Here is a 17608-nt window from a genome sequence, read left to right as displayed (position 1 = left end):
CTGTATAGTTGCGGTTAAGATACGCCTTTTGTGCGGGACATCATCCATTGGGTTAACTGTTCGGTACCGGCATGCAGCAAATGCTGCTCCATATCCGCCAAATCGCTTAGCTCACGGAAGTGACGGGAAGCGTCCAGCGGTTTTTTCTCCGGCTTCGGTATAAAAGTAATCTGTCCCTGGACACGCTGGATGAACGCCAGTTCCTCAAACACATCCAGTACTTTGAGCAGCATGCGTGTAGATAAGGAAGTCTGCTTCTGCAGACGTGCTACAACCTCATTCTCCGACATGGGAGCGGACGTCATCCCGGCGAGTGAAACGTACAGCTTCTTAAACTGTTCGCGGTCCGGAATTTGCAGTCGTTCGCGCAGGTTCCGGGTCGGATGCAGCATGAATATATTGGGAACGGAATGGAAGGCTGACATAAATGCATCCAGTTGTTCAGCCGTCTCCGGTACATCCAGTACGAACAAAACGGAAATATCTTCTTGACTGTTCTCAGCAATATCATTATCCGGCATGATGCCAGCATTCCTATCATATACCCAAAGGCACATATCATACAATTGACTTTTTATTTCCGGATGTGAATCTTTTGCGTACACCACTGCCGACCGACCTGCAGGGCAACGCAGATGCGGCTCCAGCTCCGCTCTCCACCTCTGAATTTCCTGTAACGGCTCTTTGATCCCGCGGTAGTCAAACACCTGTTGATAAGGAGCGCAGATATCCTGAATCATGAGCTGTACTTTACGACTCCCGTTCCATTCATTCACGGAAAGCTCACCAAGCACATCCACAGCCGTGCCTACCGGCAATATATCGGCAAGATGCCCCCATCCGAATGAGATCGCATCCATAACCTCCCGCTTCTGCTGCAAGCGAAGCTTCAGATGTTTTCCTTCTTTGCCGATTTTACGGACTTCCTTTATGACAACATCCCGGAAAACGATCTTCGGCACGGCATTCGCCATGCCAAACGGACTTAACTGTTCAATCTGTTCAATAACGGGCACCGATACCTCCGACAAACTGGCCTCCAGGTCCGCCTCACAAATTGCGATCAGATGCTCTTCTTCGAGTGCTTCCTCAGCATATCGATGTAGTCCCTGTTCAAATTCCTCCAAGCGATCCCGATGGAGGCTCATGCCCGCTGCAGAAGGATGGCCGCCAAAATGGTCCATGACGTCCTTGCAGGAGTGCAGAGCCGCATAAATATCAAATCCCGGAATTGAACGGGCGGAGCCTTTACAGTTTCCCGTCTCGGGATCAATCCCGAGGATAACGACAGGCCTGTAGAATCGCTCCAATATTTTGGATGCCACGATACCAACCACGCCAACATTCCAGCCTTCACCCGCCAATACGATGACAGGAGGAACCTCCTGTCCTCTCCAGCGGTTTTGAACCATGCCAAGCGCTTCCTGGACGATGTTTTCGACCACTTGCTGCCGATCCTTGTTCAGCCCATCCAGTTCCCAGGCAAGCCGTTCCGCTTCTTCACGGTGTTCTGTTGTAAGAAGCGTAACGGCACGGCCTGCATGATCCAGACGGCCACTGGCGTTAATCCGTGGTGCCATGGAGAATGCCACATTTACGGCAGTCACCTGCTCCACATGGATCCCCGATACCTCCAGCAAGCATCGGATGCCTTCATACCTCGTATTCCGCATCGATTCGATTCCGTGCTTCACAAGCACCCGATTCTCCCCCGTAAGCGGCATCAAGTCCGCAATGGTCCCGATGGAAACAATCTGAAGCCATTCCTCCGGTGGTTCTCCAACGAGAGCCTGTGCCAGCTTGTACGCTACGCCTACGCCTGCCAACCCCTTAAAGGGATACGGGCATGTAGGGATTTTCGGGTTGATCAGTGCATAAGCTTCTGGCAGCACTTCAGGCGGCTCATGATGGTCCGTGACAATTACGTCGATGCCAAGGCTGTTGGCATACGCAATTTGCTCGATTGCACTAATTCCAGTATCTACGGTAATGACTAGACTGACCCCTTGCTGATGGGCCCAATCCAGCGCGTGATTATGTAAGCCATAACCTTCATTGGATCGGTGAGGTATATAAATATCATAAGATGCACCCAAGTAGCGCATCAGATGAATCATCAATGACGTGCTGGAAACACCGTCTGCATCATAATCGCCATAGATCAGAATATGTTCCCGATCCTCCAGCGCTTTACGAATACGCGTGACAGCCTCCTGCATCCCCTGCATGAGATAAGGGTCGTGCGTCAGCTCAAACGTTCCATATAGAAATCTCCGTCCATCCTCGGCTGATTGTATCCCCCGTGACGCCATGAGTGAAGCCACCATGGGTGGCAGCGACAAATCCTGGGCCAGCCTATCGGTGATCGATGACTCTGCCGAGCGTATTCTCCATTCATATTTGGAATACAGCACAGGGACTCACCTTCCTTTTCCTGCCTTTTTCCTGTTGACTTACACCTGTTAGCTCCAGACGCTACTGCGGCAGTGTCGGCATATCGTTGTCCATTAAGTCATAGTTCGATTTATATGGATAACCCGGTTCATAGGGTACCACGTGAACCTTGGCATCCGTAACCTGAATAAAGCGATGGGTTAACAGCTTCCGGATTCGCTCGGCAATCTCTTGAGCCTCCAATACGGATGTCCGCGGATTCACGGTAATTTTCACTTCAATGTTCACATGACGGATCTGCCCGTATTCCTGAACCTTCAGTTCCTCGATCGTGATCACGCCATGCACTCGCTGAATCGTATCCATGAAATCGGCTTCGTGCTCATGCCGCTTCTCTTCCACGAGCGTTCCATAAACGGAATGAACGATTAGTATATACCCTTTGCGGACCACGAGACATGCCACAATCAGAGCCGCAACCGAATCCATATAGAGCAGGGGTGTCCATTCAAAATAAGAGCCCCCCATAGCTAGTGACACGCCGATTAATACCGTTAGCGAAGAGTACAAGGCAAATCGATGATCAGCGGACAGCACCTCATACCGGGAATCCTTGTTTCTTTTTATCTGCCGACATTGGTACTGAAACACGGCTTCATTCACCGCGAGTGATATGAAGACTGCAAGCAGTGCCGATTTGGTTGGCGGCTCCAGGTCGCCTGATGCCATGGTCTGAATCGCGGATACCGCAATTTGAATACCGCCCATGATCAATAAAACGGCAAATAGAATCGAGATCACGGGCTCCGTCGTGTCCGAAACCTTCCGTTTGTCCCGAATGGAGCTTTTATTGCCGAATATACCCAGGCTTGGTAAACGATCCACCAATAAAGTTACGGCATTTGCCGCAGAATGCAGAGCATCTCCGATTAGAGCCTTACTGCCGGATAAATATCCGGCGATCCCTTTACACAAGGCTAATGCAAAATCCGTTACAATGCCTGTCCAAAGGACAGTCTCCGTATGATTCAAACGTTCATTGCTCACTTGAGGCCCCCCTCAATGTCACTATCGATCCTATATTTATTATCGCTGTTAACTTTAGAAAGCCGCGTCGCCTGCGACGCGGCTTTCTACTTGTATAGGACCCTCTGCTATCTAGACTGCTACGCCAACAGCGACTGAATTAGATTTCAATCTTATCTTTGCTTGGCTTAGGCGAATTTGGTTTATTGCTGACATTACGCCCCTTAAGGACGAGCCACAACGGACTTGCGATAAAGATCGAAGAGTACGCGCCGAATGCCAAACCGATACAAATTGCCAGAGAGAACATCTGAATCGACTCACCGCCAAGCAGGAGCATGAAGAGTGCAGCGATGAAAACAGACAATGCTGTATAGATCGAACGTCCGATCGTCTGGGTCAAACTTTTGTTTACCAGATCTTTAAGATCCGAGAATCTTTTAATCTTGGCAAACCTCAGGTTCTCCCTGATCCGGTCGAAGATGACGATCGTATCGTTAATCGAATAACCGATAATCGTCAGAACGGCAATAATGAATGTCAGATCCACCTCGAGACCGAGTATGGAGAAAATACTAATGACAACAAATGCATCATGAAGTAACGCTACGATCGCTGCAATCGCAAACCGCCATTCAAAACGGATGCTGACATAGATGATAATCCCGATACAGGAAATCAATACCGCATAAATTGCGTTTCGGCCCAGCTCTTTTGCCATCTCTGGGTCCACCGTGTTGATCTCGAAGGTGGCCGTTTTATCCAGCTTCTCAATGCCGGAACGCATCTTCAGATCCTGGTCCTCGGTCAGCACCTCGCTGAATCGAATATTCACGCGGTCATTACCAGGAGTAATGCTCGCATCTTCACCGATTCCAGCCTCTTTTAATACGGTATTAATCTGCTCCGTAGTCAGCGGCTTGGAGAGAGAGATGTCTACGTTCGAGCCGGATTGGAAATCAACTCCATAGTTAAGACCACGAGTCAAGAGAAATACCAAGCCCAGAATCGTAATGGCAATGGATAGAATATAGAAAAATCTGCTTTTGCCTACGAAATCAAAGTTCTTAAAGCTCACGAATGTCACGCTCCTTTACGCCATAATGGCTCGGTTTGCGGGCCCAACCAATATTCACAAGTAGATTGAGCAAGAAACGGGAGAAATAAACGTTCGTGGCAATACTCAAGATGATCTCCAGAATCAATACAAGCGCAAAACCTTTAACCGCGCCGGTACCAAATCCGAACATGACAGCGGCAACGAGTATCGTCGTCAAGTTGGAGTCCATGATGGCTCGCAGGGATGACTTACCGCCTGCTTTCACCGCTGATGGAACACTCTTGCCCGTTCTGATCTCTTCCCGAATGCGTTCATAGGTGATGATATTGGCATCAACCGCCATACCTATACCTAATATAAATGCTGCAATACCTGGAAGCGTCAGCGTAAAGTCAGCCCATACAAAAATAAGAATCAGAAGCCATGTATGCAAAATAAGTGCAAAGCTTGCCAGCAAACCCGGTACGCGATACCTGATAATCATGAACAGCAGAATCGCAACGGACGCGATAAGACCTGCTTCTACCGTTTTCGTAAGAGATTGCATACCGAGCGTAGCTCCTACGCTCTGAGAGTACTTCTCAACCAGCTTCAGCGGCAGGGCGCCGAGATTAATCGTATCCCGGATCTGCTTCGCTTCATCCAGCGAATAGCTCCCCGTAATTTGTGCGGTACCATCCGTTAATGCGGCACGTACCGTCGGAGCTGATAGCAATTGGTCGTCCATGAAGATAGCCAGTTCTTGACCGAGAAGACGTCCTGTAATTTCAGCAAACTTCCCTTTGTCCTTCACTTTAATATCTATCATAGGCTGATTAAGCTGGTCATAGGCAACCGATGCGCCGTTCTCGACGAAATCGTCGCCGCGGAGCTCAATCTTACAGAACTCCTCGCCTTCTTTACAGCCGTCATTGCTTCGGAATGTGAGGTTCGCAGGTTCTTTCATCGTTTTTCGAACTTCAGCCTCATCCGTTACGCCTGCCACCTTCAAGCGAATCCGGTTCGCCCCTTCCGGCGTAACCTCAGGCTCAGAGGTTCCCATTGCATCCGCACGCTTTTGCAAGCTCTTTGCGGTTTCCTGCAGTGCTTCTTTTGTGACTTGCTGCCCTTCCATCAAAGGCTCTGCTTCATAAAGGATTTCGAATCCACCCTTAAGATCCAGACCTAGACGGACGTCTTTCAGCAAGCCTGGAGTTGTAACGGCCATTAAAACAGTGATCACGAGTACGGTTCCGACGAAACTGATTATTCTCTTCATGCCGTCCTTTGTTCCCCCTTTTTACTCAATATTCCTATTATAGCGATGTCATAAAACCCAGTCAATTTCTCAAAATTTGTCGGGTTTATGAATGAACCCTTATATCCGCAAGGCAAAAGGGACCTCTTCGATTAATCGAAAGAAGATCCCTTATATGCTGATATTGTCATATAGTTCATTAATGCTGTCGCCTTCAAGGACAGAATGTCATTGACCAGTTTGTGGAGGGAGGGGATGCCTTCCTTTTCATATTTGCTGCTGACACAGTTCCAAATATCGTCGCTTGTCACATATTCGTACCCAATCAAATGCATTTCCTCAACCTTGCTCAAGCATACCATCTCAATGGTGCTCATCAAATCTTCCTCGCTCATTTGCTCGAGTTCCATGCATATGGCCTCCTCACTGACTCCCTGTTGTCCCTAAGTTACATTCGACATGATACATTGCTTTCCTTCTATTCCTACCATGTCCTGAAAAAAAAGTAAAGTCATCAGATGGGACAGGTAGGGCATATCCATAAGAATAGCCATGTCGTGTCACCGTATTCAGTCTTAACCAGGGAGTGGGATGGACAGTGAACAAGCAATCATTTATTAAAGGAACGCTGATTTTACTTGCAGCCGGCATATTAAACCGCCTACTCGGTTTTATCCCCCGGATCGCCCTCCCCCGGATCATTGGACCCGAGGGTGTCGGAATTTACCAACTGGGCTATCCCTTCTTTATCGTGCTCGTGACGATTATTACGGGCGGAATTCCGCTGGCCATTGCCAAAATGGTTGCCGAAGCGGAAGGTGCAGGAAAGCGTGATGCTTCCAAGCAAATCCTGCATGTCAGCCTGATGCTGACGCTTATAGCAGGCGCCCTCTTTACGGGACTTAGTCTGCTCCTTGCCCCTTGGGTAACCGGCGTGCTTTTGCCGGACGAGCGTGTATACCAAACCTTTATCAGCATGACACCCATGTTGATCATCATTGCCGTTTCGTCGGTCTACCGTGGATATTTCCAGGGCAAACAGAACATGATTCCCTCCGCAAGCTCCTCCGTGATCGAGACGATTGTCCGAATTATTTGCATGTTGTGGTTTGCGCATCTCTTGATGCCCAAAGGCATCGCTTACGGGGCTGCGGGTGCCATGCTCGGAACAGCCGCGGGGGAACTGATTGGGATGATAGCCCTGCTGCTGCAATATCCCGGGGAGGGACGACCTAAGAATAAACTTTTACCTAAACCGCAACCACAAGAAGTAATATCCGAAAAAACTGCAAAAGAAGACGCTTCCTCGAATAAAGGTATCCTGAAACGTTTATTTGGTATTGCATTGCCTGTGACGGGGGGCAAGATGGTAGGTTCATTCTCCTACCTCCTGGAGACGATTCTGACCAATCGCAGCCTGGCCATGGCAGGTATAGCGACATCCGTAGCAACCGCTCAGTATGGAGCACTGCAAGGGATGATCATCCCGCTCCTGTTATTGCCCGGTGCTCTGACGGTTTCTCTGGCCATCTCTCTGGTGCCTTCACTCTCGGAAGCAGCCGCCCGCAATGACCGGACGACCATCCACAAACGAATGAACCAATCCCTTCGGCTAGCCCTTGTCTCCGGAGCTCCGTTTGCCATCATTATGTTTGTCCTGGCTGAGCCATTATGCCTGCTCCTATACGACAACGCGGAGATTAGCGATATGCTCAAAATCATGGCGCCGTTTGCCTTGTTCCTGTACGTGCAGTCCCCGCTTCAAGCTGCCTTGCAAGCTCTGGACCGTCCGGGCCGGGCATTACTCAACACGTTATTCGGGGCGATCATCAAAATGAGCCTCATCGTGTTTTTGGCATCCAATCCCGCCTTCGGCATAATAGGGGCCGTCATTGCCATTATCGTAAACAGCATTGCAGTTACATTACTCCACGGTTTCAGCCTATCGAGACTGATCGGCTTTCGATTCCGTCTGCTGGATTATGTCAAAATCGGGGCGGTTATGATCATTATGGGTGCCTGTGTCCTCTATGGGTACAAACATCTTCCGTTTTCGACCGCGCCATGGCTGCAATTTTGGGCTTCCATCGCAGTTGGCATTCTGGTCTATTTCATCATGATTTTTATGACCAAGCTGGTAACACCGCGAGATTTGGATCGTGTGCCTGTCGTCGGCACCTGGTTCAATAAATTCAGCCGTCGTTAGATCCTGTCTTTACGGTCAATGTAAATCCGGCCTTTATGGTCAATAGAGCATAGAAAAATATCCTTAAAATCCTTAGCACCGAAATTCTGTATCTCGTTCTTAAGCCAGAACCGCGTTTTATGGATTAATTCAAGGTTCTCGTCCTGCACCTTTCCATCCAATATAAGCGGAATAGGCAGGCCTTCATACGTAATTTTATCGTAAGGAATATCTACGACTGTAGGGTTTTCTTTTTCGGATTGGGATGAAGTGGATGAAAAATTGGTGGCCCCTAAGGTGTTGGATGAACTTGAAGAGTTATTCGAACTGCTGTTGGAGCTGCTCCCCGTATCCTTTGGAATCACGGTGAGCTGACCGGATGTTTCAAGTATCGCAAATTCAACATCCGCCAGACTGTCAATATCTTTGCCCCTTAGCTGCTGCATCAGATCATCCAGATTATAGCGAAGCTTTGCCATCTCCTTACGGTGCAGCCTGCCCCGGGACACCAATACGCTTGGCTTTCCGTCGGCAAACAGCCGTATATTTCGATTTTTCAGTCCGATGTATGCAAGACCTACCTGAATGGCAACCAAAACGGCGATAGGAGCAAGCCCCTCCCAAATCGGCTTTTGGACATCTTCCAGAACAAAAACGGCAATCTCTGCAATCATAACGGATATGACCAAATCGAAGATAGACAGCTTTCCGATTTCCCGTTTGCCCATGATTCTCATGGTGACAAAGATGACCACATACATCAGAATGGTCCGCAGAATCAGAATAGTCATATGAGACATAAACAATCCCTCCTAGCTTGTCGAACATTCTCATGTACAGCTATTCTGGCCTGCTATAGCTTTTCCCATTCGATTACAACGGATTAATTAATGGAAATCATGCAAAACCGGATGCAAAATGCTCAGTTTGTACTATATGTACAGGCTTGGCCATACAATTTAATGATCAAGATTAGTTAAGGGGGATGATTCATGGAACCGATCCGGCGAGTTTTCACTTTCAGGATCTCCAATCCGATTCTTTCAGGACTTTTGTATTCTTTTTTCTGGATGTTTCTTGGCGCGTTTGCGTTATCCCTGCTTCTATGGGGCAGCGGACTAGCCGAAGATGATTTATCGTTCTACACGTTTCTCGTACATGCCATCGCAGCCTTTATCGGAGGTTGTGTGAGCGGCAAGCGCGCAGGAAACAAAGGTTGGTATTACGGCTGCCTGACAGGGCTGATATATGGCATTACGCTGCTCGTCATTGGCTTTCTTGCTTTGGATAGTTCCTTATCTCTCGGAGATTTGACGCTGATTGCCACGGTATTTGCTGCTGGCGCCATCGGGGGAATGTTCGGGGTCAACTTAAAAAAATAAAGTTTCACGCTAACGCTCCTGGCGAGCATCTCACTACCATGCTAAAAAACAAAGGCCGACTCCTAAAAGGAATCGGCCTTTGTTATGACGATTACATTCCATATGTAGGTGAAACGTAATTATGCATCCGCATTCACACTATGGCTGATAGAGTTACGATCGAACGTCAACTTCGTTACATCGTTCACTTTCAAGACCACAATATCGTCGGTAATCTCCACAATTGTACCGTGCAGGCCTCCAATGGTCACCACTTTATCGCCCTTTGACAAGGCGCTAAGCATTGCGTTTCTGGTCTTCTGTTTCTTCTGCTGTGGACGAATAAGCAGAAAATAAAAGATGACAAACATCAGAACGAAAGGCAAAACCAACCCTAAAATACCGCCTCCGCCTTGACCTGCACCAGCTGCTAAATCAAACATATCTTTCCCCCCTTTCACAAACTTATCATGATGGCCATGAACTTGCTTTAGAACCCTTTTTCATTATCATGTAGGCCGTACTTATCAAAAAACTCATCGCGGAAATCAAGCAGACGGTCTTCCATAATACTCTGACGCACGTTACGCATCAAATTGAGCAGGAAATGCAGGTTATGATACGTCGTCAATCTTAATCCAAACGTTTCATCACTCTTGATCAGATGACGCAGATAAGCACGCGAGTAGTTACGGCAAGTGTAGCAGTCACATTCCGGATCCAGCGGTCCGTAATCCCTGGCATATTGAGCATTTCGAACGACAAGACGGCCTTGACTTGTCATCGTTGTCCCGTTGCGAGCGATCCGCGTCGGAAGCACGCAATCGAACATATCCACACCACGAATCGAGCCCTCAATCAACGCATCGGGTGATCCGACTCCCATCAAATAGCGAGGTTTATTGTTCGGCAGCAGGGGCACCGTGTAATCCAGCACTTCATACATAAGCTGCTTCGATTCTCCCACACTAAGTCCACCAATAGCATAACCCGGGAAATCCATGGAAGTCAAATCACGGGCGCTCTGACGGCGCAGATCCTCATGCATGCCTCCCTGAACGATGCCGAATAGGGCTTGGTCTTCCGGTCTAGCATGGCTCTTAAGGCAGCGTTCAGCCCAGCGAGAGGTCCGCTCGGTGGATTGTTTAACGTATTCATACTCCGCAGGATAAGGCGGGCATTCATCAAAAGCCATCATAATATCAGATCCGAGCGCGTTCTGAATCTCCATCGCGACTTCCGGGGAGATAAACAGTTTATCTCCGTTCAAGTGGGAACGGAAATGCACGCCTTCTTCCGATATTTTTCTCATTTCTGCTAAGCTGAATACCTGGAAGCCTCCGCTATCGGTCAGGATCGGACGGTCCCAGTTCATGAATTTGTGCAGTCCCCCCGCTTCCTTCACAATATCATGTCCAGGACGCAAAAAGAGGTGATAGGTGTTGCTCAGTATAATGTGGGCATCCATAGCCTTTAGTTCTTCCGGGCTCATGGTTTTTACGGTTGCCAATGTTCCCACAGGCATGAATGTCGGCGTATCGATCACGCCGTGCGGGGTGTGCACTCTGCCGAGCCTCGCGCCCGATTGTTTACACGTTTTAATATGTTCATAAGTAACAGCTGCTACCATTGTATTAACCAACCTCCGAATTAATAGATAAACATCGCGTCGCCAAAGCTGAAGAATCGATATTCCTTCTCAACAGCTTCCTTGTACGCCTTCATAATGTATTCGTGTCCGGCCAGCGCACTGACCAGCATCACCAGCGTGGATTTCGGCAGATGGAAATTCGTAATCAGCGCGTCCACAACGGTAAAAGTATATCCGGGATATATGAAAATGCTTGTCCAGCCGCTACTCTCACGCAGCGGCTCGCCTTTCAGCGCCGATCCAACCGTCTCCAGCGTTCTGCAAGAGGTAGTCCCTACAGCGATAACCCTGCCGCCGCGCCGCTTCGTTTCATTCAGCAGCTCAGCGGTTTCCTGGGAAAGGGAATAGTACTCTTCATGCATGACATGATCCTCAACCTGTTCTACGGACATCGGACGAAATGTCCCCAGTCCCACGTGCAGGGTAATGAAGGCGATGTCTACTCCCTTGGCCTGAATCTGTTCCAGGAGAGCTTCCGTGAAGTGCAGGCCCGCCGTGGGAGCGGCTGCAGATCCTTCATGCTTCGCATATACGGTCTGATACCGATCGCGGTCATCCAGCTTCTCCTTAATATATGGCGGAAGCGGCATTTGCCCCAGTTCATCCAGGATTTCTTGGAAAATCCCTTTATACGAAAAGGATAGGATGCGAGCACCCATCTCGCCTTCTTCCTCAATGATCGCTTTTAATTTACCGTCCCCAAAGGAAATTACGTTCCCTTTTTTCAGCTTCTTGCCGGGTTTCACAAGTGCTTCCCACCGGTCTTGCCCCATATTCTTCAGCAGAAGGACCTCTGCTTTCGCACCGGTGTCTTCCTTTGCACCGAACAATCGGGCCGGTATGACCTTGGTATCGTTTAATACGAGTGTATCCCCCGGATTCAGGCTGTCTATGATGTCCGCAAACGTTTGATGGCTTATATGTCCGCTCTCTTTGTCCAGCGTGAGAAGCCTGGAAGAGCTTCGATCAAGCAGCGGCGTCTGCGCAATTAAGTGTTCGGGTAATTCAAAATCATACAAATCCACATTCATGTCGGTCAGTCCTTCGTAATAGTCGTGTTGCGGTAATAGTGTTGGAGTATCTGCTTGTAATCATACCCTTCATCTGCCATTCCTTTGGCACCCCATTGGGACATGCCCATTCCGTGACCTAAGCCTTTACCGGTAAATTTAAAGCCGGACGAGCTTTCAATCACACGTGCTTTCCCCGTTCCATTCATCACAACGGTACCGGAACCTTTGACATTTCCGTTTCCGCTCCCTGAGATAACGGATATCGTTTGGCCGCTTGAAACCGTTGATACCGCACCATTCGCGCTCAATACAGTATAACTTCCGGTCGATTCAATATCAAACAATGTGCTTGGCAGACCGTTAAAAGCCGAGCGGAACATATCCGGATATTTTACGTCCAGCACTTGATCGTTGGCTTTAACCGTAAGGGCACGTCCAGACGGGCCTCGCTCCGTTACATCCAGCGAAGTAATAGAAGCAGGCAGGCTGTTAGAGGTTTTTCCTTTTAGAGAGGACAGTAGTTGATCCGAAGTATACGGACCGCGAACCCAGTCATAGCTGTTGGATTCCGCCACTTTCTCAAGGACGACAGCCGTTTCTCCTGGATTCATCTTGCCTACAGGCTCAACGTTCGATTGGATCAATGGCAATGGGCGTACATTCGTATCCTTGGCGGTAACGGTCATATACAGGAGTCCTGCCGATGTTTTGTTGCCGGTTTCCTTCACATTGTCCTCACGTACATAACCTGTAGCGCCACTCGGAAGAAGTACATGATACCAGGATTTAAGCGCTGCCTGGGATGAGGAATCTCCAGGGCTTTCCACCGCGGCAAACAGATCGTTACGGTTACCCCACACTTCGGTAGAGTCCGCCGTCATTCCTCCACTATTGGAAGAAAACACGGTTTCCACTATTTTGCCGTCTTTCATGACTACTTCGCCGTCAGTTGCATCCACTGCCTGAATAATGCTTGGATACTCATAGGCTGTCCCATAATAGGCCTGGCTTAGCGTTGTGTCCACGACATGGGCTACTTCGAACTTATTTCCTTGGAAGAGCGCATAGCTGCGTGCCGCTACAGCCTGTGCTTTCAGAGCTTCAACACCCCAAGTAGATGGCACCTCGGCTCCAACGACGGAATACAGGTACTGCTGAAACGGCAGTTCATTGACGAGATACAATTGACCGTTCTTTTGTCCGATCTCCAAAGCGCCTCGATAGGAGCGATCCGATCGCTCCTTCACATTCGTTCCGGCACCTGAGCTTCCTTCTACCCGCAGAACCGACTGACCACCCGACAACATATAATGCTGTGTCTCTTGAGGAGTCGCCAGGTTCAGGCTTACATCTCGTCTCATCATCAGACCCGAGGTAGCGGCATTCATTTCAACGAGGGCGCCGGATATTGGAGAAGCTTCCTGTCTGACTGCAGCCAGATCGGCTGTGTTGGCTGCCTCGCCTACCCAAACCTCATAAGCGGATGCACCTCCGTTAGGTACCACAACATTGAAGGCATCCATGCCGGCATTTGCATACGTCTTACGTACAGACTCCGCCTCAGCCTCCGATCCGTACGATCCCGCAGACAAATGCAGTCCGCCTTTAACAGAAGGCGTTTGACCATTCAGATAAGCAGCCACCGTCTTCGCAGTTCGCGTTGCCGCGTCCACGGCAGCTTTCTCTGTCCCATACATACCGGCATATAGTTTGTATACATTGCCGTCTGCAAACAGCATCGGTTTGTCATTCGTCGCCTCCATTTTTTTCGCCGCTTCCGAAGCCGTTTTCCAATCCGTGGTCTCAAGCACCTTGACGCGGTATGTATCCACACTCATTCGGACCTGCTGGTTTGCTGGAATGTTCATCAAAGTCTGCTGAGCACCGGATACAAGCAGCGATGCCGTCAAAGCCTCAGCGGATTTCAGTGTAACGGCATTAGTTGTTGATTTATACTGACTTCCCAGATCCAAAAACATCGCAACACGAATCGTATCTATTGAAGGAGCGGCCGCATGTACTGCAGGCGCGCTCCATAAGGTTCCGGCAACAGCCAGTGACAAGAGTCCCTTGGTGGTCCAACCGAATAATGATTTCGTCCAGTTCCTATCCATTTAAGTCTTTCCTCCTGTAGCTATTAGGATTTGGTATGAATGTAATGATTCTATAATCTAACGACGATCCTCTGGAAAGGGAATACCTAAATGTTGATAAGCTGTGGGCGTTACAACTCGTCCCCGGGGTGTTCGCTGCAAGAAACCGATCTGCAGGAGATACGGTTCATAAACATCTTCAATGGTTTGGCTTTCTTCTCCAATGGTTGCCGCAATGGTATCCAGACCTACAGGCCCACCACGGAAGCTTTTGATCATGGCGTTCAGCATTTTATGATCAATAAAATCCAATCCCATCGGATCGATCTGCAGCATCTTCAGCGCTTCCTGAGCGATGCTTGGCGTTATCATGCCATCTCCTCGAACCTGGGCATAATCACGTACTCGTTTCAAGAGACGGTTGGCAATGCGGGGCGTCCCGCGCGATCTGAGGGCAATCTCTTCTGCTGCCTCTCCTAATATCTCGATTTCCAAAAGATCAGCATTACGTGACACAATATAACTCAGCTCGTCCACCGTATAGAATTCCAGACGGCTTACCACGCCAAAACGGTCCCTAAGCGGCGCAGAGAGCAATCCAGCCCGTGTAGTGGCGCCAATTAAGGTAAACGGCGGCAGGTCCAGACGTACCGAGCGTGCGCTTGGCCCTTTCCCGATCATAATATCCAGCGCAAAATCCTCCATCGCCGGATACATCACTTCCTCTACCGTCCGGTGCAGCCGATGGATCTCATCAATAAACAGGACATCTCCTTCCTGCAGATTAGTGAGAAGTGCAGCCAGATCCCCCGGTCGCTCGATTGCCGGACCGGAAGTCGTACGGAGATTAACGCCAAGCTCATTGGCGATAATATTGGCCAGCGTCGTTTTACCGAGACCCGGAGGACCGTACAACAACACGTGGTCAAGCGCTTCGTTACGCATTTTTGCCGCTTCGATATATACCTTGAGATTTTCCTTAACTTGATTCTGTCCTATATATTCAGCCAAATAGCGTGGACGCAGACTAAGCTCGACAGCCTGTTCGTCCATCATTAGATTGGCGGAAATAATTCGATCGTCCATCTAATAAACTCCTCTCCTGCAGCGATCCTCTAACCGGCGTACAGCTGCTGCAGTGCCCGTTTCATCAGCACATCGACGGATTCACCGCTTGCGGCAGAATCCTTAATCTTGAGCCAAACCTTGTCCAGCTCGCTATCCGTATAACCAAGAGCCTTCAGTCCCTCACGTGCCTCAGACCACGCCGAGCCGTCAGCTTCCGGCTCAGGCTCCTGAATGGCAAAAAGACCGGTCATCATGCTCGCATTTCCGAATCCCTCAAGCTTGTCCTTAAGGTCCAGAATCATGCGCTGCGCTGTTTTCTTACCGATTCCCGGAAGCTTGATTAAGAAGGATACATTCTCCTGGTAGATGGCGGAAACCACATGATCCGGTGATCCCCCGCCCAATATGCCGAGCGCCACACGCGGACCGATACCCGAGACTTCGATCAGTTTACGGAACAGCTTCTGTTCCTCCCGTGTCGGAAATCCAAACAGCAGGATGGCATCTTCACGGACATGATGATGTGTAAACACCGTGATGGTTCCTTCAGTTTTGGCAAAGGCATACGGATTGGGACAGAACACCCGATATCCTACCCCATGAACATCCAGTACAATATATTCACTCTCTAAGTGGACTACCTGTCCCCGTAAAAAATCGATCATTTTCGCAATACCTCATTTAACTTGGAATTCAGTGTATAGGAATGGGCGTGACAGATCGCAACGGCCAATGCATCCGCCACATCGTCAGGTTTGGGAATGCTCTGCAACTTCAGGAACATCCTGACCATCTCCTGTACCTGTTTCTTCTCGGCCTTGCCATAACCGACAATCGCCTGCTTCACCTGCATCGGCGTATATTCTGCAATCGGGAGCCCGCGCTGGACCGCAGCCAGGATAAGAACCCCTCTGGCCTGGGATACGGACATCGCCGTGGTTACGTTGCGGTTAAAAAACAATTTCTCGAAAGCAACGGCCTCAGGCTCATATTTATCAATAAGCTGCTGCATGCCTTCGTACACGTGTTGCAGCCTCTCTTCATCCGGTGTATGGGCTTCCGTTTGGATACAGCCATACTGTACCGGCGTGACTTTACTTCCAACCTTATCTACAAACCCGAAACCTACAATCGCAATCCCGGGGTCGATCCCTAAAATGCGCAAACCAATCTCTCCTCTGATGAAGCGAACATATGTATCGTTCTCTCATTATAACAAAAGATCGACCTCTGTTGAGGAAAAACTTTGATCCTTTAAGCAGCCGTTACGTATCCACTATATTGAGACCGCGGACATCCCACTCCAACGCAAAAAACTGCCCGGAAAATTTCCGGGCAGCAGCATTTTCGGTCACCAAGCGACAAAGCTGGAACAATTTTAAGGGGTTGGGTTCATGACATTCTCAGCCATATCCCGTGCATAGTCGCTAAAGGTTGACAGAACACTGTTATACTCTTCCATATCTTGGATTCGAATACCTTCTTCAAGCTGCTTGATCACATCTTTAGGCAAAGAAGACTCCATCGAACCGACATCCAGCTGAAAGAAGGTCCGCATCACTTTCTCTTCTTCCGGTGGGCCATCAAACAACGTTAAGTTTCCTTGGGAATCGATACTCATATAAGCTTGCCTCTTACAGGTGGGTGAGAGGTCGGATACGGTGTGCTCCAGCCAAACTACTCCTTTGTTATCCAAGCGTCCCTGCCATAAAGGATTTTTATTCATCAGTTCATAAATGCCGTCCGCCGTAAGCTTACCCATATCCTGCTCTTCGATGCCACATACATAAGTGATGCGAACATGGACATGCTTCTTTCCCTTCGAGGTATTCAGCTTCTGCATGAATTCCCTCTGATCCTGCCGGCGTTCTTCCAACTTATCATCCGCGATCTGCAAGTAATGCATCGTTTCTACGGCCAGGGGCGTTTCGTCGGATGCAGCAGTGAGCAGCTTATTCATCTGATCCTTTATATTCTGGCCGGACCATATCATGATACCTGCGATCAATAGGATCGCACAGGACCAAATCGCGCGTCTCCAGCGTCTCCAGCGTTTTCTGAACAGCTTCTTAAAGAAATGAAAAACACTCAAGGTTATCCCCTTCTATTCAATGTTTTTCATATTGTGACCGGGAAGCTGCCAAATTATTCAGTTCCGCTTTTGCCATTAGCATCATTTTCAATCCATAACAAAGAAAGACCGCCTTCAGTTACACTGAAAGCAGTCTTTCGATTCGAATCGGGATGACACGATTTGAACATGCGACCCCCTGGTCCCAAACCAGGTGCTCTACCAAGCTGAGCTACATCCCGTTAATTAATGCCGGTGAAGGGACTCGAACCCCCACGGTTTCCCTCACGATTTTGAGTCGCGCGCGTCTGCCAATTCCGCCACACCGGCACAATGAAATTTCATATAGAGTAAGTAATTTAGTTTAAAAAATGGCACGCCCTGAGAGATTCGAACTCCCGACCTTTTGATTCGTAGTCAAACGCTCTATCCAGCTGAGCTAAGGGCGC

At 49.0% G+C, this 17608-nt stretch carries 16 protein-coding genes and 3 tRNA genes; 2 read left to right on the top strand and 17 right to left on the bottom strand.

Going from position 1 to position 17608, the window contains the following annotated elements; translation table 11 throughout:
• Positions 1-14 precede the first annotated feature (14 nt).
• The 5 genes from recJ to CRG97_RS08175 form a co-directional block, all read right to left on the bottom strand.
• Positions 15-2414, bottom strand: coding sequence for a single-stranded-DNA-specific exonuclease RecJ (gene recJ / locus CRG97_RS08195; RefSeq protein ID WP_098742583.1), 2400 nt, complete (start codon positions 2412-2414; stop codon positions 15-17).
• Positions 2415-2475: 61 nt separating this feature from the next.
• On the bottom strand, positions 2476-3441 hold the full coding sequence (locus CRG97_RS08190) for a cation diffusion facilitator family transporter (RefSeq protein ID WP_098742582.1): 966 nt from the start codon (positions 3439-3441) through the stop codon (positions 2476-2478).
• Positions 3442-3580: 139 nt separating this feature from the next.
• On the bottom strand, positions 3581-4498 hold the full coding sequence (gene secF / locus CRG97_RS08185) for a protein translocase subunit SecF (protein ID WP_098742581.1): 918 nt from the start codon (positions 4496-4498) through the stop codon (positions 3581-3583).
• Positions 4488-5738 carry a protein translocase subunit SecD gene (gene secD / locus CRG97_RS08180; protein WP_076320437.1) on the bottom strand — a complete coding sequence of 417 codons (1251 nt, stop codon included), beginning with the start codon at positions 5736-5738 and terminating at the stop codon, positions 4488-4490. The genes secF and secD overlap by 11 nt, the downstream gene beginning before the upstream one ends.
• 131 nt (positions 5739-5869) lie before the next feature.
• Positions 5870-6127, bottom strand: a complete 258-nt coding sequence (locus CRG97_RS08175; RefSeq protein ID WP_098742580.1) for a post-transcriptional regulator — start codon at positions 6125-6127, stop codon at positions 5870-5872.
• Between the two features lie 188 nt (positions 6128-6315).
• Between CRG97_RS08175 and spoVB the strand changes: the two genes are divergently transcribed.
• Complete coding sequence (gene spoVB / locus CRG97_RS08170) at positions 6316-7923, top strand: stage V sporulation protein B (RefSeq protein WP_098742579.1); 1608 nt, start codon at positions 6316-6318, stop codon at positions 7921-7923.
• Here the strand turns inward: spoVB and CRG97_RS08165 are convergent.
• Positions 7920-8702, bottom strand: a complete 783-nt coding sequence (locus CRG97_RS08165; protein WP_098742578.1) for a YetF domain-containing protein — start codon at positions 8700-8702, stop codon at positions 7920-7922. The two genes, spoVB and CRG97_RS08165, sit on opposite strands and share 4 nt — an antisense overlap.
• 192 nt (positions 8703-8894) lie before the next feature.
• On the opposite strand from CRG97_RS08165, the gene CRG97_RS08160 reads away from it, so the two are divergent.
• Positions 8895-9284, top strand: coding sequence for a TIGR04086 family membrane protein (locus CRG97_RS08160; protein WP_076320433.1), 390 nt, complete (start codon positions 8895-8897; stop codon positions 9282-9284).
• A 119-nt stretch (positions 9285-9403) separates the two neighbouring features.
• On the opposite strand, the gene yajC is transcribed toward CRG97_RS08160, so the two are convergent.
• The 11 genes from yajC to CRG97_RS08105 form a co-directional block, all read right to left on the bottom strand.
• Positions 9404-9706 (bottom strand): preprotein translocase subunit YajC, encoded by a 303-nt coding sequence (gene yajC / locus CRG97_RS08155; RefSeq protein WP_098742577.1) that lies wholly within the window; start codon positions 9704-9706, stop codon positions 9404-9406.
• A 47-nt stretch (positions 9707-9753) separates the two neighbouring features.
• On the bottom strand, positions 9754-10893 hold the full coding sequence (tgt, locus tag CRG97_RS08150) for a tRNA guanosine(34) transglycosylase Tgt (RefSeq protein WP_098742576.1): 1140 nt from the start codon (positions 10891-10893) through the stop codon (positions 9754-9756).
• 20 nt (positions 10894-10913) lie between these two features.
• Entirely contained in the window at positions 10914-11945 is a 1032-nt protein-coding gene (queA, locus tag CRG97_RS08145; RefSeq protein ID WP_098742575.1) for a tRNA preQ1(34) S-adenosylmethionine ribosyltransferase-isomerase QueA, read from the bottom strand.
• Positions 11946-11950: 5 nt separating this feature from the next.
• Positions 11951-14041 (bottom strand): SpoIID/LytB domain-containing protein, encoded by a 2091-nt coding sequence (locus tag CRG97_RS08140; protein WP_098742574.1) that lies wholly within the window; start codon positions 14039-14041, stop codon positions 11951-11953.
• 57 nt (positions 14042-14098) lie between these two features.
• Complete coding sequence (gene ruvB, locus CRG97_RS08135) at positions 14099-15106, bottom strand: Holliday junction branch migration DNA helicase RuvB (RefSeq protein ID WP_076320428.1); 1008 nt, start codon at positions 15104-15106, stop codon at positions 14099-14101.
• Positions 15107-15135: 29 nt separating this feature from the next.
• Entirely contained in the window at positions 15136-15753 is a 618-nt protein-coding gene (gene ruvA / locus CRG97_RS08130; RefSeq protein ID WP_098742573.1) for a Holliday junction branch migration protein RuvA, read from the bottom strand.
• Positions 15750-16253 (bottom strand): crossover junction endodeoxyribonuclease RuvC, encoded by a 504-nt coding sequence (gene ruvC, locus CRG97_RS08125; protein ID WP_076320426.1) that lies wholly within the window; start codon positions 16251-16253, stop codon positions 15750-15752. Before ruvC ends, ruvA begins: the two co-directional genes overlap by 4 nt.
• Before the next feature lie 213 nt (positions 16254-16466).
• Positions 16467-17180, bottom strand: coding sequence for a BofC C-terminal domain-containing protein (locus tag CRG97_RS08120; RefSeq protein ID WP_098742572.1), 714 nt, complete (start codon positions 17178-17180; stop codon positions 16467-16469).
• Positions 17181-17327: 147 nt separating this feature from the next.
• Positions 17328-17401: transfer RNA gene (locus tag CRG97_RS08115), tRNA-Pro, on the bottom strand.
• Between the two features lie 8 nt (positions 17402-17409).
• Positions 17410-17489: transfer RNA gene (locus CRG97_RS08110), tRNA-Leu, on the bottom strand.
• A 42-nt stretch (positions 17490-17531) separates the two neighbouring features.
• Positions 17532-17608, bottom strand: a tRNA-Arg gene (locus tag CRG97_RS08105).

The sequence above is a fragment of the Paenibacillus sp. EZ-K15 genome (genome assembly GCF_002573715.1).
GTDB lineage: Bacteria > Bacillota > Bacilli > Paenibacillales > Paenibacillaceae > Paenibacillus_AQ.
The sequence above is the reverse complement of the archived record's forward strand: the minus strand, read 5'-3'. Positions and strand labels throughout refer to the sequence as shown.